Annotated in this window: 28 protein-coding genes; 15 read left to right on the forward strand and 13 right to left on the reverse strand. The window is 59.8% G+C overall.

Translation table 11 applies throughout. From position 1 onward, the window contains the following. Positions 1-80: 80 nt before the first annotated feature. Positions 81-515, reverse strand: a complete 435-nt coding sequence (locus JFT63_RS20490; RefSeq protein ID WP_057703780.1) for a PilZ domain-containing protein — start codon at positions 513-515, stop codon at positions 81-83. Between JFT63_RS20490 and JFT63_RS20495 the strand changes: the two genes are divergently transcribed. The 5 genes from JFT63_RS20495 (at position 514) to cysB (ending at position 4,419) form a co-directional block, all read left to right on the forward strand. Beyond that, the gene (locus tag JFT63_RS20495; RefSeq protein ID WP_057703779.1) at positions 514-900 is read left to right on the forward strand and encodes a thioredoxin family protein; all 387 of its coding nucleotides are present in this window, start codon (positions 514-516) and stop codon (positions 898-900) included. The genes JFT63_RS20490 and JFT63_RS20495 overlap by 2 nt on opposite strands. Continuing rightward, on the forward strand, positions 897-1,859 hold the full coding sequence (locus tag JFT63_RS20500; protein ID WP_057703778.1) for a putative 2-dehydropantoate 2-reductase: 963 nt from the start codon (positions 897-899) through the stop codon (positions 1,857-1,859). Before JFT63_RS20495 ends, JFT63_RS20500 begins: the two co-directional genes overlap by 4 nt. A gap of 15 nt (positions 1,860-1,874) precedes the next feature. Continuing rightward, positions 1,875-2,792, forward strand: a complete 918-nt coding sequence (locus JFT63_RS20505; protein ID WP_057703777.1) for a 5'-nucleotidase — start codon at positions 1,875-1,877, stop codon at positions 2,790-2,792. A 48-nt stretch (positions 2,793-2,840) separates the two neighbouring features. Further along, positions 2,841-3,341 (forward strand): universal stress protein, encoded by a 501-nt coding sequence (locus tag JFT63_RS20510; RefSeq protein ID WP_057703776.1) that lies wholly within the window; start codon positions 2,841-2,843, stop codon positions 3,339-3,341. A 103-nt stretch (positions 3,342-3,444) separates the two neighbouring features. Then, on the forward strand, positions 3,445-4,419 hold the full coding sequence (gene cysB / locus JFT63_RS20515) for an HTH-type transcriptional regulator CysB (RefSeq protein ID WP_005786423.1): 975 nt from the start codon (positions 3,445-3,447) through the stop codon (positions 4,417-4,419). Between the two features lie 126 nt (positions 4,420-4,545). Here cysB and JFT63_RS20520 read toward each other — a convergent pair whose 3' ends face one another. Both JFT63_RS20520 and JFT63_RS20525 read right to left on the reverse strand, forming a co-directional pair. Then, positions 4,546-5,028, reverse strand: coding sequence for a GreA/GreB family elongation factor (locus JFT63_RS20520; RefSeq protein ID WP_198844627.1), 483 nt, complete (start codon positions 5,026-5,028; stop codon positions 4,546-4,548). A gap of 5 nt (positions 5,029-5,033) precedes the next feature. Continuing rightward, positions 5,034-5,402, reverse strand: coding sequence for a hypothetical protein (locus JFT63_RS20525; protein ID WP_057703774.1), 369 nt, complete (start codon positions 5,400-5,402; stop codon positions 5,034-5,036). Positions 5,403-5,534: 132 nt separating this feature from the next. Here JFT63_RS20525 and earP point away from each other — a divergent pair, with 132 nt between their 5' ends. After that, positions 5,535-6,668 (forward strand): elongation factor P maturation arginine rhamnosyltransferase EarP, encoded by a 1,134-nt coding sequence (gene earP, locus JFT63_RS20530; RefSeq protein WP_057703773.1) that lies wholly within the window; start codon positions 5,535-5,537, stop codon positions 6,666-6,668. Positions 6,669-6,717: 49 nt separating this feature from the next. Next, positions 6,718-7,290: an elongation factor P gene (locus JFT63_RS20535; RefSeq protein ID WP_003172723.1), complete on the forward strand. Its 573-nt coding sequence runs from the start codon at positions 6,718-6,720 to the stop codon at positions 7,288-7,290. Positions 7,291-7,355: 65 nt separating this feature from the next. On the opposite strand, the gene JFT63_RS20540 is transcribed toward JFT63_RS20535, so the two are convergent. From JFT63_RS20540 to JFT63_RS20550, 3 genes are all read right to left on the reverse strand, one after another. After that, positions 7,356-7,775 (reverse strand): organic hydroperoxide resistance protein, encoded by a 420-nt coding sequence (locus JFT63_RS20540; RefSeq protein WP_005786430.1) that lies wholly within the window; start codon positions 7,773-7,775, stop codon positions 7,356-7,358. 285 nt (positions 7,776-8,060) lie between these two features. After that, positions 8,061-8,513, reverse strand: coding sequence for a MarR family winged helix-turn-helix transcriptional regulator (locus tag JFT63_RS20545; RefSeq protein WP_057703772.1), 453 nt, complete (start codon positions 8,511-8,513; stop codon positions 8,061-8,063). 78 nt (positions 8,514-8,591) lie between these two features. Then, entirely contained in the window at positions 8,592-9,542 is a 951-nt protein-coding gene (locus JFT63_RS20550) for a LysR family transcriptional regulator (RefSeq protein ID WP_198844628.1), read from the reverse strand. Positions 9,543-9,648: 106 nt separating this feature from the next. Between JFT63_RS20550 and JFT63_RS20555 the strand changes: the two genes are divergently transcribed. Beyond that, on the forward strand, positions 9,649-10,398 hold the full coding sequence (locus JFT63_RS20555) for a sulfite exporter TauE/SafE family protein (RefSeq protein WP_198844629.1): 750 nt from the start codon (positions 9,649-9,651) through the stop codon (positions 10,396-10,398). On the opposite strand, the gene JFT63_RS20560 is transcribed toward JFT63_RS20555, so the two are convergent. Beyond that, positions 10,388-11,269, reverse strand: a complete 882-nt coding sequence (locus JFT63_RS20560) for a LysR family transcriptional regulator (protein WP_057703769.1) — start codon at positions 11,267-11,269, stop codon at positions 10,388-10,390. The two genes, JFT63_RS20555 and JFT63_RS20560, sit on opposite strands and share 11 nt — an antisense overlap. Before the next feature lie 70 nt (positions 11,270-11,339). Between JFT63_RS20560 and JFT63_RS20565 the strand changes: the two genes are divergently transcribed. Together JFT63_RS20565 and JFT63_RS20570 are read left to right on the forward strand one after the other, a co-directional pair. After that, entirely contained in the window at positions 11,340-11,546 is a 207-nt protein-coding gene (locus tag JFT63_RS20565) for a DUF1127 domain-containing protein (RefSeq protein WP_057703768.1), read from the forward strand. A gap of 45 nt (positions 11,547-11,591) precedes the next feature. Continuing rightward, positions 11,592-12,803: a winged helix-turn-helix domain-containing protein gene (locus JFT63_RS20570; RefSeq protein WP_198844630.1), complete on the forward strand. Its 1,212-nt coding sequence runs from the start codon at positions 11,592-11,594 to the stop codon at positions 12,801-12,803. A gap of 90 nt (positions 12,804-12,893) precedes the next feature. Here JFT63_RS20570 and JFT63_RS20575 read toward each other — a convergent pair whose 3' ends face one another. Continuing rightward, positions 12,894-14,240 (reverse strand): class II 3-deoxy-7-phosphoheptulonate synthase, encoded by a 1,347-nt coding sequence (locus JFT63_RS20575; RefSeq protein WP_057703766.1) that lies wholly within the window; start codon positions 14,238-14,240, stop codon positions 12,894-12,896. Positions 14,241-14,363: 123 nt separating this feature from the next. Between JFT63_RS20575 and JFT63_RS20580 the strand changes: the two genes are divergently transcribed. Next, positions 14,364-15,119 (forward strand): spermidine synthase, encoded by a 756-nt coding sequence (locus JFT63_RS20580; RefSeq protein ID WP_198844631.1) that lies wholly within the window; start codon positions 14,364-14,366, stop codon positions 15,117-15,119. Between the two features lie 133 nt (positions 15,120-15,252). Here JFT63_RS20580 and JFT63_RS20585 read toward each other — a convergent pair whose 3' ends face one another. Then, entirely contained in the window at positions 15,253-16,044 is a 792-nt protein-coding gene (locus tag JFT63_RS20585; RefSeq protein WP_057703764.1) for a crotonase/enoyl-CoA hydratase family protein, read from the reverse strand. A gap of 422 nt (positions 16,045-16,466) precedes the next feature. On the opposite strand from JFT63_RS20585, the gene JFT63_RS20590 reads away from it, so the two are divergent. Then, a complete protein-coding gene (locus tag JFT63_RS20590) occupies positions 16,467-18,140 on the forward strand; it encodes a DEAD/DEAH box helicase (protein ID WP_057703763.1) in 1,674 nt (557 codons plus the stop codon). A gap of 89 nt (positions 18,141-18,229) precedes the next feature. On the opposite strand, the gene JFT63_RS20595 is transcribed toward JFT63_RS20590, so the two are convergent. Next, the gene (locus JFT63_RS20595) at positions 18,230-18,997 is read right to left on the reverse strand and encodes a DODA-type extradiol aromatic ring-opening family dioxygenase (protein WP_198844632.1); all 768 of its coding nucleotides are present in this window, start codon (positions 18,995-18,997) and stop codon (positions 18,230-18,232) included. Positions 18,998-19,100: 103 nt separating this feature from the next. Between JFT63_RS20595 and JFT63_RS20600 the strand changes: the two genes are divergently transcribed. Beyond that, positions 19,101-19,757, forward strand: coding sequence for a thiopurine S-methyltransferase (locus JFT63_RS20600; RefSeq protein WP_198844633.1), 657 nt, complete (start codon positions 19,101-19,103; stop codon positions 19,755-19,757). Positions 19,758-19,813: 56 nt separating this feature from the next. Here the strand turns inward: JFT63_RS20600 and htpX are convergent, their stop codons facing one another. Beyond that, positions 19,814-20,701, reverse strand: coding sequence for a protease HtpX (gene htpX, locus JFT63_RS20605; protein WP_198844634.1), 888 nt, complete (start codon positions 20,699-20,701; stop codon positions 19,814-19,816). Between the two features lie 303 nt (positions 20,702-21,004). Further along, entirely contained in the window at positions 21,005-22,216 is a 1,212-nt protein-coding gene (locus tag JFT63_RS20610; protein WP_003189906.1) for a pyridoxal phosphate-dependent aminotransferase, read from the reverse strand. A gap of 202 nt (positions 22,217-22,418) precedes the next feature. On the opposite strand from JFT63_RS20610, the gene msrB reads away from it, so the two are divergent. Together msrB and JFT63_RS20620 are read left to right on the forward strand one after the other, a co-directional pair. Continuing rightward, positions 22,419-22,811: a peptide-methionine (R)-S-oxide reductase MsrB gene (gene msrB / locus JFT63_RS20615; RefSeq protein ID WP_198844635.1), complete on the forward strand. Its 393-nt coding sequence runs from the start codon at positions 22,419-22,421 to the stop codon at positions 22,809-22,811. Between the two features lie 150 nt (positions 22,812-22,961). Beyond that, positions 22,962-23,447 (forward strand): glutathione peroxidase, encoded by a 486-nt coding sequence (locus JFT63_RS20620; RefSeq protein ID WP_198844636.1) that lies wholly within the window; start codon positions 22,962-22,964, stop codon positions 23,445-23,447. Positions 23,448-23,457: 10 nt separating this feature from the next. Here the strand turns inward: JFT63_RS20620 and JFT63_RS20625 are convergent, their stop codons facing one another. Continuing rightward, positions 23,458-25,767, reverse strand: coding sequence for an ATP-binding protein (locus tag JFT63_RS20625; protein WP_198844670.1), 2,310 nt, complete (start codon positions 25,765-25,767; stop codon positions 23,458-23,460). Positions 25,768-25,887 lie beyond the last annotated feature (120 nt).

The raw sequence follows: 25,887 nt of genomic DNA on the forward strand, positions 1-25,887 counted from the left end.
GCGGGCACAGCATGATTTGAATACAGGGGGGAGGAACCTTAGCGCGTAACACGGGCCCGCGACAATGGGCAAAGCCCGGTTTAATCCAGCGCAGGCTGCACAACCGCCTCATGGGAGAACTCGGCGGCGTGGCGCGACACCCAATCACGGGCCATGGCTTCCAGTTGCGCAGGTGTTGGCTCGGCGTTTTCGTGCAGGCGGCAGTAACGTTCAATCTGGCACACTTGCTCGCCCATACGCGCACCGAACAAGGCGTGCTCATCGGTAAAGCATATGCCGACGCGATAAGCGTCTTCGCTTCTGCGGCACCAGGCTACATAGCCGGGATATCGGGCGCTTGGCCCCAGGGAGGGGATATGCAGGTCGACCGCCGTGCCTGGGCGCCAGGCTCGCGGCCAATTGCAGGCGACGCCGCCGCGGCCGATAGTATGCAGGCGCTGGCGGGGCAGGGCAGGAGAGGGACGTTGGATCAACTCGACAGCGACATCATCAGGGTGAGGTAAAAAACGACCCATGTACACGGACTCCGAGCGCCGTCCGGTTGACGGCAGTGGCAGCAGTATAGTGAAGGAACTGGAATTGACCGACCTGGATATTGACCAGCAATTGCTGGGATTGCCAGGTATTTCGCTGGTAGTGTTCACCAGTGTCGGCTGCTCCAGTTGCCGTTGGGCGCGCCAGCAACTGCCGAGCTGGCAGTTGCCGGTGGACCGCGTGTGCTGGGTCGATGCCGGGCACAATGGCGGTGCGGTCGAACGCTACCAGATCTTTCATTTGCCGGCGTTGTTCCTGGTGTGCGAGGGTCAGTTCCTTGGGCAATTACAGACACGGCTTACGGCAGCCGACCTCGCCGAATCTGTAAATCAGGCGCTCACCCGCACACCAGAGGATTTGCCATGACAGCCCTTTCATCCCGGTCGCCACGCATTGGCATTATTGGTACCGGTGCCATTGGCGGTTACTACGGCTTGATGTTGGCGCGCGCCGGCTTCGATGTGCATTTCCTGCTGCGCAGCGAGTATGCAGCGGTCAGTCAGCATGGCCTGCACGTCAACAGCACAGTGCATGGCCAGTTGCACCTGCATCCGGTTCAGGCCTATGCCTGCGCCGCCGACATGCCGCCGTGCGATTGGCTGTTGGTGGGCACCAAGTCCACCGGCAACGTGGACCTGGCGCCCACCATCGCCCAGGTCGCGGCGCCGAACGCCAAGGTGGTGCTGCTGCAAAACGGCCTCGATGTGGAGGACAGTCTGCGTGAACATCTGCCCGCGTCGCTGCACCTGCTGGGCGGGCTGTGCTACATCGGCGTGCACCGATCCGCACCGGGTGTGGTCGAACATCAGGCCCTGGGCCGGGTCAACCTGGGGTATCACAGCGGTACGGCCGCCAACGACGAGGCGCAGCAGAAGGCAATTGTTGAAGAGGGCGCCGGGTTGTTTCACCGCGCCGGCATCGAGTCCCAGGCCATGGCCAACGTCCATCAGGCGCGCTGGCATAAGCTGGTGTGGAACGTGCCGTATAACGGCCTGTCTGTGTTGCTGGGCACGGGTACCAAGGCCATGATGGCCGATGAGTCCAGCCGCGAATTGATCCAGGCCTTGATGGCCGAAGTGGTGCAAGGCGCTCATGCGTGTGGCCATGACATTCCTGCCAGCTACGCCGGACAGATGTTCACCATGACCGAAACCATGGACGACTACCTGCCCAGCATGTATCACGATCACGTGCACAAGCGCCCGTTGGAATTGGCGGCGATCTACGCCCGGCCTCTGGCCGCCGCCAGGGCGGCCGGTTGTGAGCTGCCGCGAATGCAGGCGCTGTACCAGGCCTTGAGTTTTATTGATCGGCACAATGGCTGACTGAAGGGAGACACCATGGCAAAGGCGTTGGGTGACAAGCTGGTGCTGGCGATTTCGTCACGGGCGCTGTTCGACCTCAGTGACAGTCACAAGGTTTACCTGGCTGAAGGTGTTGAGGCTTACCGCAAATACCAGATCGAACACGAGGAAGAAACCCTTGAGCCCGGCGACGCCTTCCCGTTGGTCAAGAAACTGCTGAGCCTTAATGCCAGCTTGGGCCGTGCGCGGGTCGAGGTGGTGCTGGTGTCGCGCAACAGTGCCGATACCGGGCTGCGGGTGTTCAACTCGATCCAGCATTACGGCCTGGATATTTCCCGCGCCGCTTTTGTCGGCGGGCGTAGTCCCTATCCCTATTTGGCCGCCTTCGGTTGTCATCTGTTTCTCTCGACCCATGCTGAAGATGTGCGCAGCGCCCTGGACGCCGGTTTTGCCGCGGCGACGATCTTGTCGGGCGGTGCGCGCCGGGCTTCGAGCGAAGAACTGCGCATCGCATTCGACGGCGACGCCGTGTTGTTTTCCGACGAGTCCGAGCGTGTCTACCAGGCCGGCGGGTTGGCAGCCTTCCAGGCCAGCGAGCGCGAGTCGGCGCGCCAGCCGTTGCATGGCGGCCCGTTCAAAGGTTTTCTGGCGGCGCTCAACCTGTTGCAGCGCGAGTTTGCCGATGACGCCTGCCCGATCCGCACGGCGCTGGTCACCGCACGTTCGGCCCCGTCCCATGAGCGTGTGATTCGTACGCTGCGTGAGTGGGATATCCGCCTGGACGAGTCGCTGTTTCTCGGTGGTCTGGAAAAATCCGCCTTCCTGGAGGCCTTTGCCGCCGATGTGTTTTTCGATGATCAGGCCGGTCATTGTGAGAAAGCCAGGGAGGTGGTAGCCACCGGGCATGTGCCCCATGGCATCAGTAACGAGTTGAGAATCCAGACCGAGAGCTAGCTGCTAAGCTCATTCAATCCCCGCCATCCTGGCAGCCCAGGAGGTTCTATGATTCGTTCGATGCTGTATGCCACGGACCTGGGTCTGTATGCGCCGTATGTGATGCAACATGCGCTGGCGCTGGCGCGAACGTTCAAGGCTGACCTGTATGTGATCCATGTGGTCGAGCCCATTGGGTTGTTCGCCGAATCGGTGTTACAGAGCTACCTTGATGAGAAGGCCCTGAGCGAATGGCAGAGCCAGGGGTTGAGCACGGTCATGGCAACCATCGAACAGCGCGTATTGGACGGCTTTCGCGAGGAGTTGGGGGAAGGGGAGCAGGACCTGCAATTGATTCGTTCGGTCAGAGTGATCCAGGGGGATCCGTGCGAGGTGATTCTCGACCAGCTGCGAAAACTTTCCGTCGACTTGCTGATCGTAGGAAGTCATAGCCAGGCAACCGGCGTGGCCGTGCCCCTGGGGCGCACCGCTGCACGCGTATTGCAGCTGTCTCCGGTGCCGGTTTACCTGGTGCCATCGTTGCAGCGTCGACGCAGTGAGGATTGCTGATCGGTAAAAACGATAAAAAGTTCTAGATTTATCCGTCTAACCTTTAATATAGTTATATACCGTCGCTGATACCCGTGGCGTCTATCTGCTTTGAGGGATTGATATGAAGCTTCAACAACTGCGCTACATCTGGGAAGTGGCGCACCACGACCTCAACGTTTCCGCTACCGCTCAAAGCCTTTACACCTCGCAACCCGGTATCAGCAAGCAGATCCGCCTGCTCGAAGACGAGTTGGGCGTCGAAGTGTTCGCTCGCAGTGGCAAGCACCTGACCCGCGTCACCCCGGCTGGCGAGCGCATCATCACCACCGCTGGCGAGATCCTGCGTAAAGTCGAGAGCATCAAACAGATTGCTCAGGAATTCTCCAACGAGAAGAAGGGCACCCTGTCGATCGCTACCACTCACACTCAGGCGCGATATGCATTGCCGCCGGTGATTCGCGATTTCATCAAACAATACCCGGACGTGGCCCTGCATATGCACCAGGGCTCGCCGATGCAGATCGCCGAGATGGCCGCTGATGGCACCGTCGATTTCGCCATCGCCACCGAGGCCCTGGAGTTGTTCGGCGACCTGGTGATGATGCCGTGCTATCGCTGGAACCGCTGCGTGGTCGTGCCTCAGGGCCACCCTTTGGCCAAGCTGCCGAAGCTGACCCTGGAAGCCCTGGCCGAATACCCGATCGTGACGTATGTATTCGGGTTTACCGGCCGCTCGAAGCTCGACGAAGCGTTCAGCCATCGTGGCCTGACGCCAAAAGTGGTGTTTACCGCGGCGGATGCCGACGTGATCAAAACCTATGTTCGCCTGGGCCTGGGCGTCGGCATCGTTGCCAAGATGGCGGTCGACACCAACCTCGACAAAGACTTGGTTGTGCTGGATGCCAGCGAATTGTTCGAGTCGAGCGTGACCAAGATCGGTTTCCGTCGCGGCACCTTCCTGCGGGGGTTCATGTGCGATTTCATCGAGAAGTTCGCACCGCACCTGACCCGCGAAGTCATGGCCAAGGCGATCCAGTGCCACAACAAGCAAGAGCTGGAAGATTTGTTCGACGGCGTTGAATTACCCGTCCACTGATCGCGATTGTCCTGCAGGAGCGAGCTTGCTCGCGAAGATCGCCAACGTTAACGCGGGGTGCCAGGTTGTATGCGGCGCCCTTGCGTTCCTTCGCGAGCAAGCTCGCTCCTACAGGGAAGCTGCAGGTTATTTTGCCTCGGTAACCGTGAAGTATTGCCGAGCGCCTGCCACCAGAATCTCTACCTCATCGCCTTCAAACTTGCCCAGCAGGCTTTTGCCCAGCGGCGAGCGCGGGGTGATGACGGTCACCGGTTGCCCGACCACATCGACTTTCAACCCTGCCGCATCCGGCGCCAAAAATAGCCACTGCTGACGACCGTTCTCGTCTTCCAGGCCCAGCAGCGCACCGACTTCTATCCCGCGTTGTTCATCGTACCCGCGCAAATGAAGGTTCTGGCACAGCGTCAGCGATTGCTTGATCTCCTCGACCCGCTTGGCCTGTCCGGCCGCCAGGTATGAAGCTTCCAGCCCAAGGGTGTCGTATTTGTTTTCGGCGATGTTTTCTTTGTGGGTCGCGGTTTCGTAGGCGGTCTGCGCGGCGCGTTGGGCAATATCGAGGTCGGCGGTGAGTTTTTCCAGAATCAACTGGAGGACGGCGTGTTTATTCATGGTCTTTAATCGCAAAATTGCAGGACATTGGCCCGAGTCTTTTCACTGGGGGCGTTCTGGTCCTGTTGCAGCCAGAACTGGCATTTGGGGTTGGACAGGTTGCGCGCGTTACTGCGGGCCTGGTCCAGAGCCTGTTGTTGTTCCTGCTTTTGCAGGTTTTGTTGATACTGCTCGAACATGCGGTTCGGTGGCTGCGGCACCACAGTGGCCGGCTCGCCCAGCTGCTGAACCGCCTGGGCCACGGGTTCCAGGCTTTGGGGAAACAGATAACGCGACGCCAGCCAGGCGGTCAGCGCAATGGCGATAAACCCCAGCCACACGCCTGCGGCAATCGCGATGCACAGCTTGAACAGTGACAGCTGACGGACAGACATGATGGCCTCCTGGCAGGCATTGATGGCGGGGTGGCGATTGTCGCACAGCCACCTTGCAGAATAATCGCGATCAAGCCTTCTGCATCAGCGCATTTATGCGGACAATCGAGCCTTTGGACGATGGAGCCCGGAATGAAAGCCCGCTGGGATATTTTTTGCAGCGTCGTCGACAACTACGGCGACATCGGCGTGACCTGGCGCCTGGCCCGGCAGTTGGTGGCGGAGCATGGCTGTGAGGTGCGCTTGTGGGTCGATGACCTGCGGGCGTTCGAGCGCATGTGCCCGCAAATTGATGTGCAGGTGGACCAACAATGGCAGGAAGGCGTTGAGGTGCGGTACTGGCCGGCCGAGTGGCCGGGCGCGCAGTCGGCCGATGTGGTGATTGCCGCATTCGCCTGCCAGCTGCCGCCGCCCTATATGGAGTGCATGGCCGAGCGTGAGCGCCCGCCGTTGTGGATGAACCTGGATTACCTCAGCGCGGAAGACTGGGTGGTGGGCTGTCATCGCCTGCCTTCGGTGAAGTTCAAGGGTGTGCAGAAGTACTTTTTCTTTCCTGGCTTTCGTCCCGGCACCGGCGGCTTGCTGCGTGAAGCCGGGTTGGTGGAACGTCGCCAGGCTTTTCAGCAGGATGACGTTGCACAACGACACTTCCTGCAGAGCCTGGGCGTGTCTCCTGCAAGCGGGGCACGCTTGATCTCGTTGTTTGCCTATGAGAATCCCGGGCTGGCCGGTTGGCTGGACGTGCTCGCCATGGAGGGGCGCGCGACTCACTTGCTGGTGCCCGAAGGGCGCATTTTGGGAGATGTGCAACGCTGGTTGGGCGTGACTCGCTTGTCGGCGGGCGACATCCAGGTGCGCGGGGCGCTGACGGTGCAGGTCATTGCGTTCATGCGTCAGGAGCAATATGACCATTTGCTGTGGTGTTGCGAGTTCAACGCCGTGCGCGGTGAGGACTCCTTCGTCCGCGCCCAGTGGGCGGGGAGGCCGCTGCTGTGGCATATCTATCGCCAGGATGAAGACATCCACCTGGATAAGCTCGATGCCTTCCTTGAGCTGTACACCGCTGCACTTTCGCCAGCCGCCAAAGCGGCTGTGGTTGCGCTTTGGCAAGCCTGGAACGCTGATGGCGATATGGCACAGTCGTGGAAAATGCTGCTGGAACACTGGCCCGAGGTGAGCGAGCACGCGCAGAACTGGTGTCTGGAACAGGGCTTGCAGGCCGATCTTGCGACGGCGCTGGTACAGTTTTATGAAAGTTGGATATGATACGCCACCTTGATTTTTGTAAATCCCATCCAAATTTCGGATATATGCAATGAAAACTGGTAAAGAACTGAAACCCGGTACAGTGATCCGTCTCGAAAACGACCCTTGGCTGGTTCAGAAAGCTGAGTTCACCAAGTCTGGTCGTAACAGCGCAATCATGAAGACCAAGCTGAAGAACCTGCTGACCGGTTACAAGACCGAGATCGTCTACAGCGCCGACGACAAACTGGACGACGTGATCCTCGACCGCAAGGAAGCGACCCTGTCCTTCATCAGCGGCGACACCTACACGTTCATGGACACCACTGACTACACCATGTACGAGCTGAACGCTGAAGATATCGAAGCCGTTCTGCCGTTCATCGAAGAAGGCATGGAAGACGTTTGCGAAGCGATCTTCTTCGAAGAGCGCCTGGTTTCCGTAGAGCTGCCGACCACCATCGTGCGTAAAGTTGCCTACACCGAAGGTTCCGCTCGCGGCGACACTTCGGGCAAGGTGATGAAGCCTGCCAAGCTGAGCAACGGTACCGAACTGCAAGTGGCCGATTTCATCGAAATCGACGACCTGATCGAGATCGACACTCGCGAAGGTGGTTCGTACAAAGGTCGCGCCAAGAAGTAATTCTGGCCCCGCCGGTACGCAAAAAGCCCGACCTTACGTCGGGCTTTTTTGTGGGCGTCTGTTTATCAGACCGTTACATGCAAGCGCACATCCACATTGCCGCGGGTGGCGTTGGAATACGGGCACACCTGGTGGGCGGCGTCGACCAGACTTTGCGCATCCTCCTGGGCCAGGCCTGGCAGGCTGACGTGCAGGTCGATATCCAGGCCGAAACCGCCGGGGATCTGACCGATACCCACATGGGCGGTGATGGAGGCGTCATCCGGGATTTTGCGTTTGGTCTGGCTGGCGACGAATTTCAGTGCGCCGATAAAGCAAGCGGAGTAGCCCGCGGCGAACAACTGCTCCGGGTTGGTGGCCTGGCCACCGGCACCGCCCAATTCCTTGGGGGTGGAGAGTTTGACGTCGAGGATGTTATCGCTGGAAACAGCGCGACCATCACGGCCGCCAGTGGCGGTGGCTACTGCGGTATAGAGCGTTTGCATGGGCGTTCCTCTTTGTTTGTTAGCGCTAAATGTTTGTGCGCTAAGTAGTTGGTGAGGCCAATGTATAGCGCTAATGTTTTGCGCGCAAGCTAAATATCTTGCTTGCTGAATTTTAATGTGAGAGGGAAAGCCCTAATGCCAGCCAATCAATGCTCTGTAGGAGCGAGCTTGCTCGCGAAAAACTCACAGGCGCCGCGCTTATTGAGCAAGCACGCGTTATCGTTGACGTTTTTTCGCGAGCAAGCTCGCTCCGGCAGAGGGTAATGTCGGCTTGATTTGCAGCTTTTAGATTGTGTTCTGCAGGTTGCCGCGCAGCGCGATCAAGTCCGCCTGCAGCTTGCGTATTTGTTCCAGCGCCATCCCGCTCGCGCCCAGAATGCATTGGGGAACATCCTTGGCCTTGCTCTGCAAGGCGCGCCCGGCGTCGGTCAACTCCACCACCACCACGCGCTCATCTTCGCGGCTACGGGTGCGGCTAAGCAGGCCCTCGGCTTCCAGGCGTTTGAGCAGAGGCGTGAGGGATCCGGGGTCGGTCAACAGGCGGTTGCTGATTTCGCTGACGGTCAAACCATCCTCTTCCCACAGCACCATCATGGCCAGGTACTGTGGGTAGGTGAGGCCGAGCGCCTGAAGCAAGGGTTTGTACACCTTTGTCATCAGCAACGAGGTGGAATGCAAGGCGAAACACAGCTGATTGTCCAGCAGCAGCGATTCGCAGGGATCAGGATTTTTACTCATGGGGTGCCTCGTAAAAGCGTGTCTGGGCTGGAATCTAGCGGGCAAACCTTTAATGCGCCAGGTAATTCTGCCAAAGGGTCAGATCAGGCCGCTTTGCAAGGCCAGATCCCAGGGCGGCACCGGGCTGAAGCGCGACTTGAGGTATTCAAGGAGCAAGCGGCTCCGTGCGTTGGGCTGTTGTTCCAGGCGCAGCGCATAAATGCCGGCAGTCTCCGGGCTGGGTAGGCCGTTTTCACAAAACAGCGGCAGCAGTTCACCCCGTACCAGGTATTCACTGGCAAGCCAGGTCGGCAAATGCGCAATGCCCAGCCCCGCCAGCGCACCGCTGAGCAGGGCTTCGGCATTGTTGGCGCTCATGCGGATGCGCCGCGGACGGTAAGTGGTACGGCGTTCATCGTGCTCAAAGCGCCAGGCAAACATCGGTGCCAGGCCATCCCAGTCAAGCCCGTCATGCTCGCTCAGCTCCCGAGGATGGGTCGGTGTGCCGCGGCTCTTCAAATAGGCCGGGCTGGCGCAGGCGATCCTCACGATGCTTGCCAGCGGGGTAGCGATTAACCGCGTGTCTACGATGTGCCCGGCGCGCAGCACCAAATCAACCTTGCCCAAATGTGCACCCTGCATATCCACAAAGCTGTCGATCAGATGCAGATGTACGTCGAGGCCCGGGTATACATTCAAAAAGTCTGCAATCACTGGCGCCAGGTGCCGTCGACCAAATGCTGCAGGCGCATCCACTCGGATCAAGCCTTCCGGCGCGTGGCTCAGGGACACTGCTTCGGCCCGCGCCAGCTGCAACTCATTGACGATCCGCCTGGCCCGTTCGGCAAAGGCCAAACCCGCCGGTGTGGGCACCACCGCATGGGTGCTGCGCTGGAACAGCTGGCTGCCCACTGAGCTTTCCAGGCTGTCGATGCGCCTGGCCACCGCCGAGGGTGTCAGCGGATGGCGCCTTGCGGTGGCGGAAAAGCTGCCGGTTTCCAATACATCCAGAAACAGGCCCAGTTGTTCGGTGAGGGTATTGGGATTCATCGGCAAGCGCTTGTGCGAGATTGGCACAGCCATTGTGCGTTGCTGTGCGTTTCCGCGCTAGAGCCGACTGCGTAGCATGCATGGCTTGGGATGAAGGAGTAGTGCGGTGTTGGATTTAGTGATGTACCTGATATTAGGCGCGGCCCTGGGCACGGTAGGTGGACTGTTTGGCATCGGCGGCGGGCTGATTGCTATCCCGGTGCTGGGCGTACTGTTCGGCCTGGATCAGCAAATCGCCCAGGGCACCGCTTTGGTCATGGTGGTGCCCAATGTGATGCTTGCTCTGTGGCGCTATCACCAGCGTAACCGCATCGAGTTGCGTCACGCCTTGCCGTTGGGCGTGATGGGATTCTGCTTTGCCTGGCTGGGGTCCATCTGGGCGGTGGGGCTGGATGCGGGTGCGATGCGTATCGGCTTTATTGCGTTTCTGGTGGCGCTGTCGGCCTACAACCTGCTGCGCATGTTCACCCGCAACGCGCCGCCCACGGCGCAGATGCGCTACTCGTGGCCGTGGCTTGGGGTATTGGGTGCGGCGTCCGGTTCCATGGGCGGATTGTTCGGGGTCGGAGGCGCGGTGGTCGCCACGCCGGTACTCACCAGTGTGTTCGGCACCACCCAAGTGGTTGCCCAGGGTTTGTCGCTGGCCTTGGCCCTGCCCAGCACCGGCGTGACCCTGGTTACTTATGCCTGGCACCACGAGGTGGACTGGATGATCGGCTTGCCGCTGGCGATAGGTGGCCTGCTCAGTATCAGTTGGGGAGTGAAAGTCGCACATGCCATGCCGGAGCGCCTGTTGCGTGGTCTGTTTTGTGGTTTTTTGGTGGTGTGCGCGGTGATGCTGACCTTTAAAGTTTGAAGCCCTCAACGATGTACTCCGCCAGGCATTCGGTGATCGGCGACGTCATCTGCGGGTTGCGCAGCAAGCGCAGATTCATCGACGGCAGCGGTGGAAAGCCTTCATCGCTGCCCAGCACCCGCAGGTCGTCGGTGATCAGGCTTTCCATGCTAACCATCGCCGCCAGGCCGGCACTGACCACCGCCTGGATCGCCGCACCGTTGGAGCTGTGATAGGCCAGGCGATAATCCCTTCCGGCCGCATCCAGAGCGGCGCGTGCCCAATGGGTGTACAGGCAGTCGTCGCCGGAAATCGCCAGTGGCAGGGCATCGTGCTCATCCACGCAGAAACACGGTGACGCAGCCCACACCATGCGTTCAGTGCGTAACAACTCACCGATATCATTGCCGGGCTCGCGGCTGATAACGGTCAGCGCCAGGTCACGACGTTGCATTAATACGGACGACGCCTCGCAGTGCATCTCAAGCTGAATCAGTGGGTACGCCTTGGAAAACTGCTTCAGGATCCCCGGCAAAAAACGCATGACGTAGTCATCCGGCGTGCCGATGCGTACCAGCCCCACCATATGCGGCTCGCGCAGGGTGTTGAACACTTCGCTGTGCAGTTTCAGGATGCGCCGCGCATACCCCAGCAGCACCTGACCCTCGGGTGTGAGCCGCACCTGTCGGCCATCACGCTCGAACAGCTTGCGCTGCAACACATCCTCCTCCAGGCGTTTCATCTGCATGCTCACCGCCGATTGCGTGCGGTTGACCAACTCACCGGCGCGGGTAAAACCGCCCTGGTCGGCAATGGCGACGAAGGTGCGCAGCACGTCAGTGTCGATACTCGGGTAGCCGGACAATTGATCAATCTCAGAGATGTATCGCATAAGAAACATTCGTTGGATTGATCATAGCGCCAGGCCCACACTTTCGTCATCCCCACTGGAGGGCGAGAAGATGAAAGGCCAGAAAGGTTCTGTATTGCTGAATAAAGGGGCGTTTGCCGGGCTGTTCCATAGGCTTGCGCGTTGGCAGTTATTGCATCAGGAGCGCAACTTGCTGGCGACCTTGAGCGATGACGCACTCAAGGACATTGGGCTCAACCGCGCCGACATCGAGCAGGAAAGCCATCGGCATTTCTGGGAAGACCCGCTGCGCAAATAAGCCAGGATGCAGTAGGGTAGGGGGCGAGCCTTTATGGAGAGTGCCATGCCCGCCGACCTGTCTTTTTCTCTCAAGCAAGCTCGACGCATGGCGCTGACGGCCCAGGGGTTCTCGGGGCGCCAGGCGCCTGCCCAGATAAAGGCTGCGCACCTCAACCGGTTGATCGAACGCCTGGGCGTCATACAGATCGACTCGGTCAACGCATTGGTGCGCTCCCACTACCTGCCGTTGTTCTCACGACTGGGCCAGTACAGCCCGTTACTTCTTGAGCAAGCAGCCTGGAGTCAGGGGCGGCGGCGTTCGTTGTTCGAGTATTGGGGGCATGAGGCATCGCTGTTGCCGATGGCGATGTACCCGCTGATGCGTTGGCGCATGGAGCGGGCCAGGCAAGGGCAGGGCATCTATGCACAGATGGCGCGTTTTGGCCGTGAGCAGCAGGCAACTATCCAGCGTGTGTTGGGCATCGTCGAACAACAAGGCGCCTTGGGTGCGGGCAGCTTGTCGACCCGCGAGGAGCGTGCCGGGCCCTGGTGGGATTGGAGCGATGAGAAACACGCGTTGGAATGGCTGTTCGCCGCCGGGTTGGTCACGGTTGCGGGGCGCCGCGGATTTGAACGGCTCTATGATTTGCCGGAGCGCGTGATCCCTGGCGACATGCTTCAAGTGTCCATGGGCGAGGCGCAAGCCCAGCGTGGTTTGCTGTTACATAGCGCGACCGCGCTGGGCATTGGCACCGAAAAGGATCTGCGTGATTACTTCCGCCTCGACCCCGCAGACAGCCGCCCGCGTTTGGCTGAACTGGTCGAGGACGGGCAGTTGCTGATGTGCCAGGTGCAGGGGTGGAAGCAACCGGCGTACTGTCTGCCGGAGCCAAAAGTGCCACGCAAAGTGCCGGCGAGCGCCTTGCTGTCACCGTTCGATTCATTGATATGGGAGCGCAGTCGCACCGAGCGCTTGTTCGATTTCCGCTATCGGCTGGAGATCTACACCCCGCAAGACAAGCGGGTGTATGGCTATTACGTGCTGCCGTTTTTGCACCATGAACGGATCGCTGCGCGCATCGACCTGCGGGCCGAGCGTGCCCATGGACGGCTGGCGGTCCATGCGGTGCACGAGGAGGAGCCGGGGCTGGATGAGGAAGGCATGGCGGCGCTGGCCTTGAACCTGCGCGAAATGGCCGACTGGCTGGGGCTGGAACAAATCCAGCTCAATTGCCAGCGGCCCAGTGCCGCCCGATTAAGGGCGGCGCTGGCGTAGGAGGGAGCGTGCTCGCGAAAAACTCAAGGGCGCCTGGTTAATCCTGATGTTTCGCGTCATCGTTAACGACCTGCACGAGCAAGCTCGTTCCTACCTCTTGACCTGTTTCAAGGTCTCGGCAATCAAAAACGCCAGTTCCAGCGACTGATCGGCATTCATCCGTGGGTCGCAATGGGTGTGATAGCGGTCCGACAGCCCGTCTTCGGTAATCGGCCGTGCGCCGCCGATGCATTCGGTGACGTTCTGCCCGGTCATCTCGATATGAATGCCGCCGGCGTAGCTGCCTTCAGCCTGGTGCACCTGGAAGAACTCCTTCACTTCACCGAGGATTTGCGCAAAGTCGCGGGTCTTGTAGCCGCTGCTGGCCTTGATGGTGTTGCCGTGCATCGGGTCGGAGCTCCACAGCACCTGCTTGCCCTCGCGCTGTACGGCGCGGATCAGGTTGGGCAAGTGGTCGCCGACCTTGCCTGCGCCCATGCGGGCAATCAGGTTGAGGCGACCAGGGTCGTTGTCCGGGTTCAGAATATCGATCAGGCGGATCAGATCGTCCGGGTTCATGCTCGGCCCGACTTTCACGCCGATCGGGTTGTTCACTCCACGCAGGAATTCGACGTGGGCGCCGTCCAGCTGGCGTGTACGGTCGCCGATCCACAGCATATGGGCCGAGCAGTCGTAGTAGTCGTTAGTCAGGCTGTCGCGGCGCACGAAGGCTTGTTCATAGTTGAGCAGCAATGCTTCGTGGGCGGTGAAGAAGCTGGTTTCGCGCAGTTGCGGCGAGCTGTCCATGCCACAGGCGCGCATGAACGCCAGGGTCTCGTCGATGCGGTCGGCCAGTTGGCTGTACTTTTCGGCCAGTGCGGAGTTGGCGATAAAGTCCAGGTTCCACTTGTGCACCTGGTGCAGGTCGGCGAACCCCCCTTGGGCGAACGCGCGCAGCAGGTTGAGGGTAGCAGTGGACTGGTGGTAGGACTGCAACAGCCGGTCCGGGTCCGGCACACGGCTTTTTTCATCGAAGCCGATGCCGTTAACGATGTCGCCACGGTAGGCGGGCAGGGTGACGCCGTCGATGGTCTCATCGTTGGACGAGCGCGGCTTGGCGAACTGACCGGCCATGCGCCCGACTTTCACCACTGGGCAGCCGGCGGCGAAGGTCATGACGATCGCCATCTGCAGCAGCACCTTGAAGGTGTCGCGGATCTTTGCCGCGGAGAACTCGGCAAAGCTCTCGGCGCAATCGCCACCTTGCAGGAGGAAGGCGCGGCCCTGGGTCACTTCGGCAAACTGGCGACGCAACTCACGGGCTTCCCCGGCAAACACCAGTGGCGGATAGCTGGCCAGGTTCTGCTCCACCTGTAACAGGTGTGCAGCGTCCGGGTACTGGGGTTGTTGCTGGATCGGCAGGGCGCGCCAGCTGTCGGGGCTCCAGGGTTGGCTCATCATGAACTCGATTGGGTGATTGACGGGGGGCGCTAATGTTATCAGCAATTAGTGCGTGACCTGTTGCTGCTGCTTGGCCGACAATCGCGCCTTTGCCAAGCGGTAAACCCCTTAGGAGTAATGATGACCGAGGAGCGTGTCGAGCGCCTGCTGGCCGAAGTCCATGATGATTTCGGCATGATCCGTGTGCTCGAAGTAGCCGATTACCGCTTTCTCGAATTCGGCGACGCCATCGAGCAAAGCTGCGTGTTCACCGCCGACCCGAGCTGGCTGGAGTATGACTACACCCGTGCCATGTTGATCGGTGCGTTGTGCCATCAGCAGCCGGAGAGCGCGTTGTTCCTGGGTTTGGGCGCTGGCACGTTGACCCAGGCGTGCCTCAGGTTTCTGCCGCTGGAAGACGTCGAGGCCATTGAGCTGCGCCCTGATGTACCGCGCTTGGCCATCGAGTACCTGGGGCTGGACGACGACCCGCGCTTGTATATTCGCGTGGGTGACGCGCTGCAATTGCTCGATACCGCCGAATCGGCTGACCTGATTTTCGTCGACCTCTACACCGATGTCGGCCCCGGTGTGGGGCATCTGGCCTGGACCTTCCTGGAAAACTGCCAGAAGAAGCTCAACCCCGGCGGCTGGCTGGTGATCAACCAGTGGGCCACCGATGACGGTAAACCGCTGGGCGCGGCATTGCTGCGTGGGTTGTATCACCGGCACTACTGGGAACTGCCGGTGAAGGAGGGCAATGTGATTTTGTTGGTGCCTTCGGAGCTGGATCAGGAGATGGATCTGAACTCACTTTCGGCTCGCGCCGAAGCCCTGGCGCCGCGATTGGGGTACTCGTTGCAGCCGTTGATCAAGGCGATTCGGCCAGCAACTTAGTTGCCGGTTCGGATGCTTTCGCGGGCAAGCCCGCTCCCACAGTTGAATTGCATGCTCTGTTCAAATGCAATCGCCTGTGGGAGCGGGCTTGCCCGCGAAGAGGCCCTCACCGCCGACGGCTAATTCAGTTCGTTCAAATTCCCTTGAACACCCCAGGCCGCTTCTCGACCATCGCCCGAACCCCCTCCTTGGCATCCTCGCTGTTAAGTAATTTATCCACCATGGGCGGCAGCGCGGCAGCTGCGACAGCCTCACCCTCCATACGCGCCAGGCGTGCCGACATCAACGTCGCCTGTACGCCAAGCGGCGCCTGACGGGCAATGCGATTGGCCAGTTCGATGGCCCGGGGCAACAGGTCTTCACTGGCCATCACTTCCTGTACCAGGCCCAGACGCAGGGCTTCATGGGCGTCGAACTCGTCTCCGGTCAGCAACCAGCGCATCGCATTGCCCCAGCCGGCAATCTGATGAAAGCGCAATGTCGCGCCGCCAAACGGAAAGATCCCACGTTGCACTTCCATCTGTGCAAAGCGTGTATTGCTGGCGCACAGGTTGATATCCGCCGCCAGCATCAACTCGATACCAATGGTCAAGCAGTAGCCCTGGGCTGCGACGATCACCGGTTTGCTGACCCTGGGGCCTGCGAATACGCCCCACGGATCGCATCCGCCCAGCGGCGGTTGCCACCCACCCGCCATTACGCCGCTGACATTGGCCAGGTCCAGCCCCGCCGTAAAGTGATCGCCATGGGCAAATACCACGGCCACCCGGGCGTCATCGTTTCGATCAAATTCGCCATAGGCCAGGCTCAGCTCATTGAGTAAATCCAGGTCGAAGGCGTTGCGCTTGGCCACGCGGTCCAGGCCCAACAACAGAACATGGCCCTCAAGTGCACGGCTGACGCGGCTGCTGCTGGCTTGTTTCATCGGGTGTGCCCTCGGGCGCGGGTAGGGTTTCAGACCAAAGGGCCTGAATGAGTGGGTGAACCGTTTAAGCATAATGACCAGCAGGGCCGGGCCTTTGAAAAATAGACCTTGGCGCACAGATCTGCAAAGCCAGCGACGCAGCGCGGTTTATCAGTGCGCCGCGATAAAAAAAGCTCCCTTTTTCAGCTATTTCCGGTATAGTGCGCGCCGGCCTTTAACCGGGCCGCGTTTAGGTAGCGCAATTCCCCGAAGTCAGCTTCGGCTGCACGTCCGCACAGCGGACTCTCCCTTGACGAATCTTTTTCATTCATTCGTTTTCGCAAATCCCCGCCGACAAAGCAGCCAGGGCGACTCTTGAGTCTCAACACGGCATGCGCAGCTTTGGAGCATGGGTCTTTGCGGATGCACTTAGAGGCAGACCCATGACCCAGGAAACCGGCGGCTTCGCCGCTTTTAATCTTAACCCGAACATTCTCGCCGCCGTCATCGCGACTGGCTACGAAGAACCTTCGGCTATTCAGCAGCAATCGATCCCGATCATCATGGCCGGCCAGGACATGATTGGCCAGGCGCAAACCGGTACCGGTAAAACCGCCGCGTTCGCTCTGCCTATTCTGCATTGCATCGATCCTGCCAAGCGCGAGCCGCAAGCCCTGATCCTGGCGCCAACCCGAGAGTTGGCGCTGCAAGTAGCAACCGCTTTTGAAACTTACGCCAAGCAAATGCCAGGCGTAACCGTTGTGGCCGTTTACGGCGGTGCGCCGATGGGCCCACAACTCAAGGCTATCCGTAACGGCGCGCAGATTGTTGTCGCCACCCCGGGCCGTCTGTGCGACCACCTGCGTCGTGACGAGAAAGTCCTGTCGACCGTGAACCACCTGGTTCTGGACGAAGCCGACGAAATGTTGAAGCTGGGCTTCATGGATGACCTGGAAGTCATCTTCAAGGCTCTGCCACCCACCCGTCAGACCGTATTGTTCTCGGCTACCCTGCCGCAGTCGATCCGTGCCATTGCCGAACGCCACTTGCGCGATCCGCAACACGTGAAGATCCAGACCAAGACTCAGACCGTTACCGCGATCGAACAGGCTCACCTGTTGGTTCACGCTGACCAGAAGACCTCGGCTGTATTGAGCCTGCTGGAAGTCGAAGACTTCGACGCCCTGATCATGTTCGTGCGCACCAAGCAAGCGACCCTGGACCTGGCCAGTGCCCTGGAAGCCAAAGGCTATAAAGCCGCTGCGCTGAACGGTGACATCGCCCAGAACCAACGTGAGCGCGTGATCGACTCCCTCAAGGATGGCCGACTGGACATCGTTGTGGCGACCGACGTTGCCGCCCGTGGCCTCGACGTTCCACGTATCACCCACGTGTTCAACGTTGACATGCCGTACGATCCGGAGTCCTACGTTCACCGTATCGGCCGTACCGGCCGTGCGGGTCGCGAAGGTCGTGCTCTGCTGCTGGTGACTCCGCGTGAGCGCCGTATGCTGCAAGTGATCGAGCGCGTAACCGGTCAGAAAGTTGCCGAAGTGCGTCTGCCGGATGCCCAGGCCGTTCTCGATGCTCGCATCAAGAAATTGACCAACAGCCTGGCGCCTTTGGTGGCTGACGCTGAATCGACCCACGGCGACCTGCTGGACCGCCTGACCGCCGATATCGGTTGCACCCCGCGTGCCCTGGCTGCCGCGCTGCTGCGCAAAGCGACCAACGGTCAAGCCCTGACCCTGGCTGCCATCGAGAAAGAGCGCCCACTGGTGCCGAACAACGCACCGCGCGGTGATCGTCCAGAGCGTTCCGGCGACCGTCCAGACCGTGGCGATCGTGAGCGTCGTGCTCCGGTTCCATTGGCTGAAGGTCGTGCTCGTTGCCGTACCGCGCTGGGTGCGCGTGACGGTATCGCTGCCAAGAACCTGCTGGGCGCTATCCTCAATGAGGGTGGCCTGGCGCGTGAAGCCATCGGTCGCATCCAGGTACGTGACAGCTTCTCCCTGGTGGAGCTGCCGGAAGACGGCCTGGAAAAACTGCTGGCCAAGCTCAAAGACACTCGCGTTGCCGGTAAGCAGCTCAAACTGCGTCGCTACCGCGAAGATTGATCCGCCTCTGGGCTGATTGATCGCACATAAAAAATCCCCGACTGGTTCGGGGATTTTTTTTGCCTGCAATTTCAGGCTGTGCACCTGCGTCAGCCAAAGCGGTAAATGTCCATGCCCAAGGCTCCCAGGGTGAAGCCCTGATGCGCCACGCTGAAATCACCGCCGGCACCTCTCGCGAAGTACAGCGGCAACAAATGCTCGTCGCTGGGGTGGCTGCGCACTGCATGGGGAGCCTGGAGGCGATAGTCATGCAAGGCTGTTTCGTCGTCGGCAGCAAGTTTGTCGACCACCCAATCGCGAAAGGCTTGCGCCCACGGCGTGATAGTTTCCGGCCCGGCGCGCCAGTCCAGTTCGCCGAGATTATGGGTGATGCTGCCGGAGCCGATCAGTAGCACACCTTGCTCGCGCAGGCTGGAGAGGGCATGTCCAACCCGGGTTTGAAACGCCGGGCCCATGCGGCTTGGCAGGGAGACTTGCACCACCGGAATATCCGCCGCCGGGTACATCAACGACAGCGGCACCCAGGCGCCATGGTCGAAGGGCCGTTGGTTATCGGCGCGTGCATTCAGACCGTCAGCCTGCAATAACTCGACGATTTCATTCGCCAGCTTCGGGTCACCCGGCGCAGGGTATTGCACAGCAAACAGCTCGCGAGGGAAGCCGCCGAAGTCGTGCCAGGTTTCGGGCGCGGCGCTGCCGCTGACCAGCAACTCGTGGCTTTCCCAATGCGCCGATACCACCACGATGGCCTTGGGCCGTGGCAACGCGGCTGCCAGGGCCTGTAACGCCGGGCCGCTGGCGCCGGGTTGCAGGGCCAGCATCGGGGAGCCATGGGAGATAAACAGGCTGGGGAGCATAAGAGGGTCCTGAAGATTAATATGCAGCTATCTTCATTCAGATCATTCATCGAGATCTAATATAAGATTTAGTGTCTTTTGATCGATTTTTTCAGGGTGATGCATGGAAGCAAAAATTTGGCAGGACCGCTGGGCAACCAATCAGATCGGTTTTCATCAGTTTCAAGTTAATCCCTACTTGCAACGGCACTGGTCAACGTTGGCCCTCGACGAGGGCGCCAAGGTCTTTGTGCCTTTGTGTGGCAAGAGTCTGGACATGAAGTGGCTGGCCGATTGCGGGCACCGCGTGATGGGCGTGGAGGTCTCGGATAAAGCCGTTGAGGCGTTCTTCAGCGAGCAGGGGCTCACACCCAGGATCGATCAAAAAGGCCTGTTCAAGGTGTATCAAGCGGGCCTGATCGAAGTGTGGTGCGGTGACTTCTTCGCTCTTGACGCCCGTGCCGTGGCCGATTGCACGGGGCTGTATGACCGCGCGGCACTGATCGCCTTGCCGGAGCAGATGCGCCCGGGATACACCGAGCATCTCGATACCCTGCTGGCTCCGGGCTGTGAGGGGCTGCTGATCGCGGTCGACTACGACCAGGCGCAAAGGGCTGGCCCGCCTTTCGCTGTCCCGGATAAGGAAGTGCAGTCGCTGCTGGGCCCGCGTTGGAATGTGGTCACGCTACAAGAGCGGGACATTCTGAGTGAAAGCAGCAAGTTCAAGGCAGACGGCGTTACCCGCCTTGATGAGCGTGTTTACCGGCTGACCAAGCGGTAAATCGCGGCCACGAAAAAGGGGCGATTCAATCGCCCCTTTTTTGTATGGCCGGTGTATCAGCCCCGACGACGCAGCGCGTCGATCCGCTCTTCCAGCGGCGGGTGGCTCATGAACAGGCGTGCCATGCCCTGTTTGATGCCACCGTTGATGCCAAAGGCGGTCAGGCTGTCCGGCATATGCACCGGCAGGCCCTGTTCGGAGCGCAAGCGTTGCAGCGCGCCGATCATTGCGCTGGTGCCCGCCAGGCGTGCGCCGGCTTCATCTGCGCGGAACTCGCGTCTGCGCGAGAACCACATGGTGATCGCGCTGGCCAGGAAGCCCAGCACCAACTCGGCGAAGATGGTCGCCACGAAGTAGGCGATGCCGCGACCTTCTTCGTTCTTGAAAATAACCTTGTCGACGAAGTTGCCGATGATCCTCGCAAAGAACATCACGAAGGTGTTCACTACGCCCTGTACCAGTGCGAGGGTAACCATGTCGCCGTTGGCCACGTGACCGATCTCGTGGGCCAGCACCGCCTTGACTTCAGCGGGCGAAAAACGCTCCAGCAGGCCCTGGCTTACGGCCACCAGCGCGTCGTTCTTGTTCCAGCCGGTAGCGAAGGCGTTGGCCTCATAAGCAGGGAAAATCCCCACTTCGGGCATTTTGATGCCTGCTTCTTGAGATAGCTGCTCCACGGTTTGCATCAGCCATTGTTCATGGCGAGTGCGGGGTTGAGTGATGACCTGGGTGCTGGTGCTCATTTTCGCCATCCACTTGGAGATGAACAGCGAGAACAGCGAGCCGGCAAAACCAAAGACCGCACAGAAAACCAACAGCTGATTGAGGTTCAGGTCAACCCCGTTGGCCGCCATGAACCCGTTGAAGCCGAAGAGGCTCAGGGTGATGCTGGCAATCAGCACGACCGCCAGGTTAGTGGCCAAGAACAGCAGGATGCGCATCATGGTTGTAAGGTTCTCCTCATGCTTAATATGTCGCGTACTGCGGGGTATATAAGGTGCCGCATGGGGTGATTCAACCGAGCGACTATTTCAAACTGTGTCCTACAGCTTGAACGTAAGGCCCTGAAGGGATTTTCCGACCTGTATTGTCGGCCATGACCGGCGTGATTTTACCTTGGCGCCCCGTGATTATAGGGGGCAGGCCTCTGGCAGGGGTTAAGTGAATGACCACCGCACGTAAGCGAGAAAGAAGTGTTGCCAGATAATCGCTGTACGACCCAATGTGAGTCGTACAGCGTCAATTCCTTACTGGCGATAGGATTTCAGGAAGTTGCCGATGCGACCGATGGCCATTTCCAGGTCATCCACACGTGGCAACGTCACCACGCGGAAGTGATCCGGCCATGGCCAGTTGAACGCAGTACCCTGAACCACCAGTAGCTTTTCCGACAGCAGCAGGTCGAGCACGAACTTTTCATCGTTGAGAATCGGGCAGACTTTCGGGTCGATCCGCGGGAACGCATACAACGCGCCCATGGGCTTCACACAGCTCACGCCCGGGATCGCGTTGAGCAACTCCCAGGTGCGGTTGCGCTGCTCCAGCAGGCGACCCTGGGGCAGGATCAGATCATTGATGCTCTGGTAGCCGCCGAGGGCGGTCTGGATGGCGTGCTGGCTCGGCACGTTGGCGCACAGGCGCATGTTGGCCAGCATGTCGATGCCTTCGATGTAGCTCTGGGCATTATGCTTGGGCCCGGAGATGGCGATCCAGCCGGAGCGAAAGCCCGCCACGCGGTAGGACTTGGACAGGCCGTTGAAGGTCAGGCACAGCAGGTCCGGGGCCAGGGAGGCGGTGCATATGTGAACGGCGTCATCGTAGAGGATCTTGTCGTAGATCTCGTCGGAGAACACCACCAGGTTGTGCTGGCGTGCCAGTTCAAGCATGCCCAGTAGCACTTCTTTGGAGTACACGGCGCCAGTGGGGTTGTTCGGGTTGATGATCACCAGGGCCTTGGTGTTGGGGGTGATTTTGGCCTTGATGTCAGCCAGGTCCGGAAACCAGTCGGCGCCTTCATCGCACAGGTAATGCACCGGATGGCCGCCAGCCAGGGTCACGGCAGCGGTCCAGAGCGGATAGTCAGGTGCCGGCACCAGCACTTCGTCGCCATTATTGAGCAGCGCCTGCATCGACATCACGATCAGCTCGGAAACGCCGTTGCCCAGGTAGATGTCTTCGATACCGACACCTTCGACCTGCTTCTGCTGGTAGTACTGCATCACCGCCTTGCGCGCACTGAACAGGCCCTTGGAGTCGCTGTAGCCTTGGGCGGTCGGCAGATTGCGGATTACATCCTGGAGGATTTCGTCCGGCGCTTCGAAACCAAACGGCGCCGGGTTGCCAATGTTCAACTTGAGGATGCGATGGCCTTCCTCTTCCAGGCGCTTGGCGTGCTTGAGCACTGGGCCGCGAATGTCGTAGCAGACGTTGGCGAGCTTGTTCGATTTGCTGACCTGCATGGCGATGTGATCCTGAAAATGAACGATTCAGACGGCGTAGGCACTACCGTAGGGTGAACTCTGCGCGGTTCGCCCCCATAAATACGTTTGAATGCCGATGGCGCGGGTGCCAGACTGGCGTTTTGAAGAGGCGCAATCATACGTGCCGCCTGATCCACGGAAAAGACACAGATCAGGGTTTTTCAGTTGCCGAGGTGTACCGATGGAAAAGTTGCAGAAAACCGTTGATGAGTGGAAGGCCATGCTCGACCCTGAGCAGTACAACGTGTGCCGTCTCAAGGGCACCGAACGGCCTTTCAGCGGCAAGTACAACGGCACCAAGACCGACGGCGTGTACCACTGCATTTGCTGCAACGAGCCGCTGTTCGATTCCACTGCCAAGTTTGACTCCGGCTGCGGCTGGCCAAGCTTCTATGAGCCGATTGCCGACAGCGCGATGATCGAGATCCGTGACGTCAGCCACGGCATGATTCGTATCGAAGTCACCTGCGCCAAGTGCGACGCACACCTGGGGCATGTGTTCCCCGACGGCCCGCCGCCGACGGGCCTGCGCTACTGCATCAACTCGGTGTGCCTGGACCTGGTGCCGCGCTAGGCTTGCATGGTCCCTGCAGGAGCGAGCTTGCTCGCGAAAAACGTCAACGATAACGCGGGTTTCCTGAATGAACGCGGCGCCTGATAGTTTTTCGCGAGCAAGCTCGCTCCTACGAATAAGACTCTTCTTTCCCTGACTTGAGGCATTGCCATGAGCGACTCCCTGCTGAGCATCCCTTGCACCACCATCAAGGGTGAGCAAAAGACCCTGGCCGATTTCGCCGGCAAAGCCATTTTAGTGGTCAACACCGCCAGCAAATGTGGCTTCACCCCCCAGTACAAGGGCCTGGAGCAGCTTTGGCAGCGCTACAAGGACCAGGGCCTGGTGGTGCTGGGGTTTCCCTGCAATCAGTTCGGCAAGCAGGAGCCGGGTAATGAAGGCGCGATAGTCGAGTTCTGCGAGCTGAACTTCGGCGTCAGTTTTCCGCTGTTCAAGAAGGTTGACGTCAATGGCAGCGATGCCCACCCGCTGTTCGTACAGTTGAAAAAGCAGGCTCCGGGGCTGTTGGGCTCCAGGAACATCAAATGGAACTTCACCAAGTTCCTCATCGGCCCCGACGGCAAGCAGGTCAAGCGTTTTGCGCCAACGACCAAGCCCCTGGACCTGAGCCAGGAGATCGAAGCCCTGCTCAAGTGAACGCGTAGCCTCAGAGGCTGGTCGTTGTCGGCACCCACAACTCCAGCAGCGCATGGAGTTCTTCGCGGCGAAACGGCTTGGCCAGGTAATCGTTCATGCCTGCCGCCCGGCAACGCTCGCGCTCTTCGGACAGGGCGTTGGCGGTCAAGGCGACAATGGGCAGGTCCGGCCAGCGCCCGCTGCGGCGAATTTGCCGGCTGGCCTCGTAGCCGTCCATCACCGGCATGTTGCAGTCCATCAACACCATATCGAAGCGCTGGTCCTCAAGCAGCTTGAGCGCCTCCCCACCATGGGCGGCCACAATCACCTCACACCCCAGCTTGCTGAGCATCCCTTTGGCCACCAGCTGATTGACCGCGTTGTCCTCCACCAGCAGGATGCGTGCACGGTGAGCCAGCGGCGCGGCTTCCATCTGGATCGGGTCGAGGATCGGTTGCGTGCTGCTGCGCAGGTTGCGTTGCAGGATCTGGTACAGCGCGTTACGGCTCAACGGGCGTGCCTGTTGCTGCAGTGGCGCCAGGGCCGCGACTTCTTCGCTGGGCATGAAGTTGCCATAGGCGGTGACCAGCAGAATTGGCGCGCTGATTGCCGGGCGCAAGCGGAACAGGCATTCAGGGCAGTCGGTAATCAACAGGTCTGGGGCCAGAGCGCTCAAGTCATCGTCCTGGGAATAACACCTTGGCGTCAGCCCCCAAGAGGGCAGCAGGGTGGTGAGCAGTTCCGTCAACCCGCCACCGGCATAGGTGATGGCGATAACATCACCTGCGAGGGGGGCATAGCGCGTGGCAGGCAAATGGGTGGGTAGCGGGAGGTCGGCGCTGAACTGGCTGCCAAAGCCCACCTCCGAGCTGATACTCAAGCGGCCTTGCATGGCTTCACACAGGTTGCGGGTCAAGGCCAGTCCCAAACCCGTACCGCCAAATTGACGGGTGATGCCCGCGCCGGCCTGGGTGAAGGGCTGGAAGATCCTCGCCTGGGCTTCCTGGGCGATACCGATGCCGGTATCACAGACTTCAATATTGACCCGGCCTTCCAGGGCACGCAGGCGCACATCGACTCGGCCGAAGCGGGTGAACTTCAACGCATTGGAAAGCAGATTACTGACGATTTGACGCACGCGGGTCGGGTCGCCTATAACCTGGGCGGGAAACTGTGGATCAATCAGGCACGTCAGTTCGACACTTGGCGCCGCGTTCTGCGACAGCAGGTTGGCGGTGTCTTCCACCAGTGAGCCCAGGTCGAAGGGGATATGTTCCAGTTCCAACTGGCCGGCATCGAACTTGGACAGGTCAAGAATATCGTTGAGTAATTCAACCAGCACTTTGCCCGAGTCATGGGCGATCGACAGTTGCTGGCGCTGCTCGGCATTCAGTGGGCTGTCGAGCGACAGTGCAATCATCCCCAGCAAACCATTGAGCGGCGTACGGATTTCATGGCTCATATTGGCCAGGAACGCGGCCCGCGCCTGCGCCATACCCAGCGCGGTCATCCTGGCTGCTTCCAGTTCATCGTTGGATTGGCTCAGGCGTTGGTTGCTGGCCTTGAGTTCAAGGGTGCGCGCCGAAACGATATTTTCCAGCTGGCCCAGGTATTCGGTGAGGCGGTCCTCGGCGTGACGCCGCTGATGGATCTCGGTTTGCATGTTTTCAAATTGCTGGTTGGCCACGTCGACCAATACACCGATTTCGTCGTGCTCATGCCCAGGTGGGCAATCCAGGCGTGCCTGTTTGCGGCTACTCAATTCTCGGATAATACGTACCAGCGGTTGAGTGAGCATTACGTAGAATAAGCCCAGCAAGATCCCGGTCAGCAGCAGGCTGCGGGCAAAACCATTGAGCAGGGTGATCTCGGCGCGATGCAGGAAACGGCTGCCAAAGGCATAGGTATCGACATCCAGGCGCAATACACCGAGGGATTCGTTGGGCATATGGCCGAGAAACAGTCGGTCCTCGAACTGACGATTGGCGCCAAACAGAAAATCGCTGAGCGGGCGATAGTTACTGTCCTTGCGCGGACGGTTGACGTCGGCCAGCACCGCGCCATTGTTGTCGATCAGCTGCGCACGGGTGATGGCAGGGGAGTGCAGCAGGCCCAGGGTCAATTCCTGGGCGAGTTCGGCATCGATGTTATAGGCGATACGCGACGCGGGGTTATGGCTGATTTCAATCAGTGAGCGTATTTCACGGTTGATGGATGCGTCTTCACTGGCATAATCAATGCCGATTTGGATCAGACTGAGCAAGGTTCCCAACACGAAACCGACCAGCACAGTCAATCTGGCTTGTTTATAAGACAAGCGGTGGGCGAACTTGATATCCATCGAGTGTTGAACCACTTCACGTTTCCTTTCGCTCGGCAAGCATAGCTGAACATCCCCAAGCTTCAGCTTACCGGGCACGAATCGTTTTTTGACGCAGCCTCACGCGGTCTGCCGCAGGGT

The organism is Pseudomonas sp. MF7453, assembly GCF_016405455.1.
GTDB lineage: Bacteria > Pseudomonadota > Gammaproteobacteria > Pseudomonadales > Pseudomonadaceae > Aquipseudomonas > Aquipseudomonas paralactis.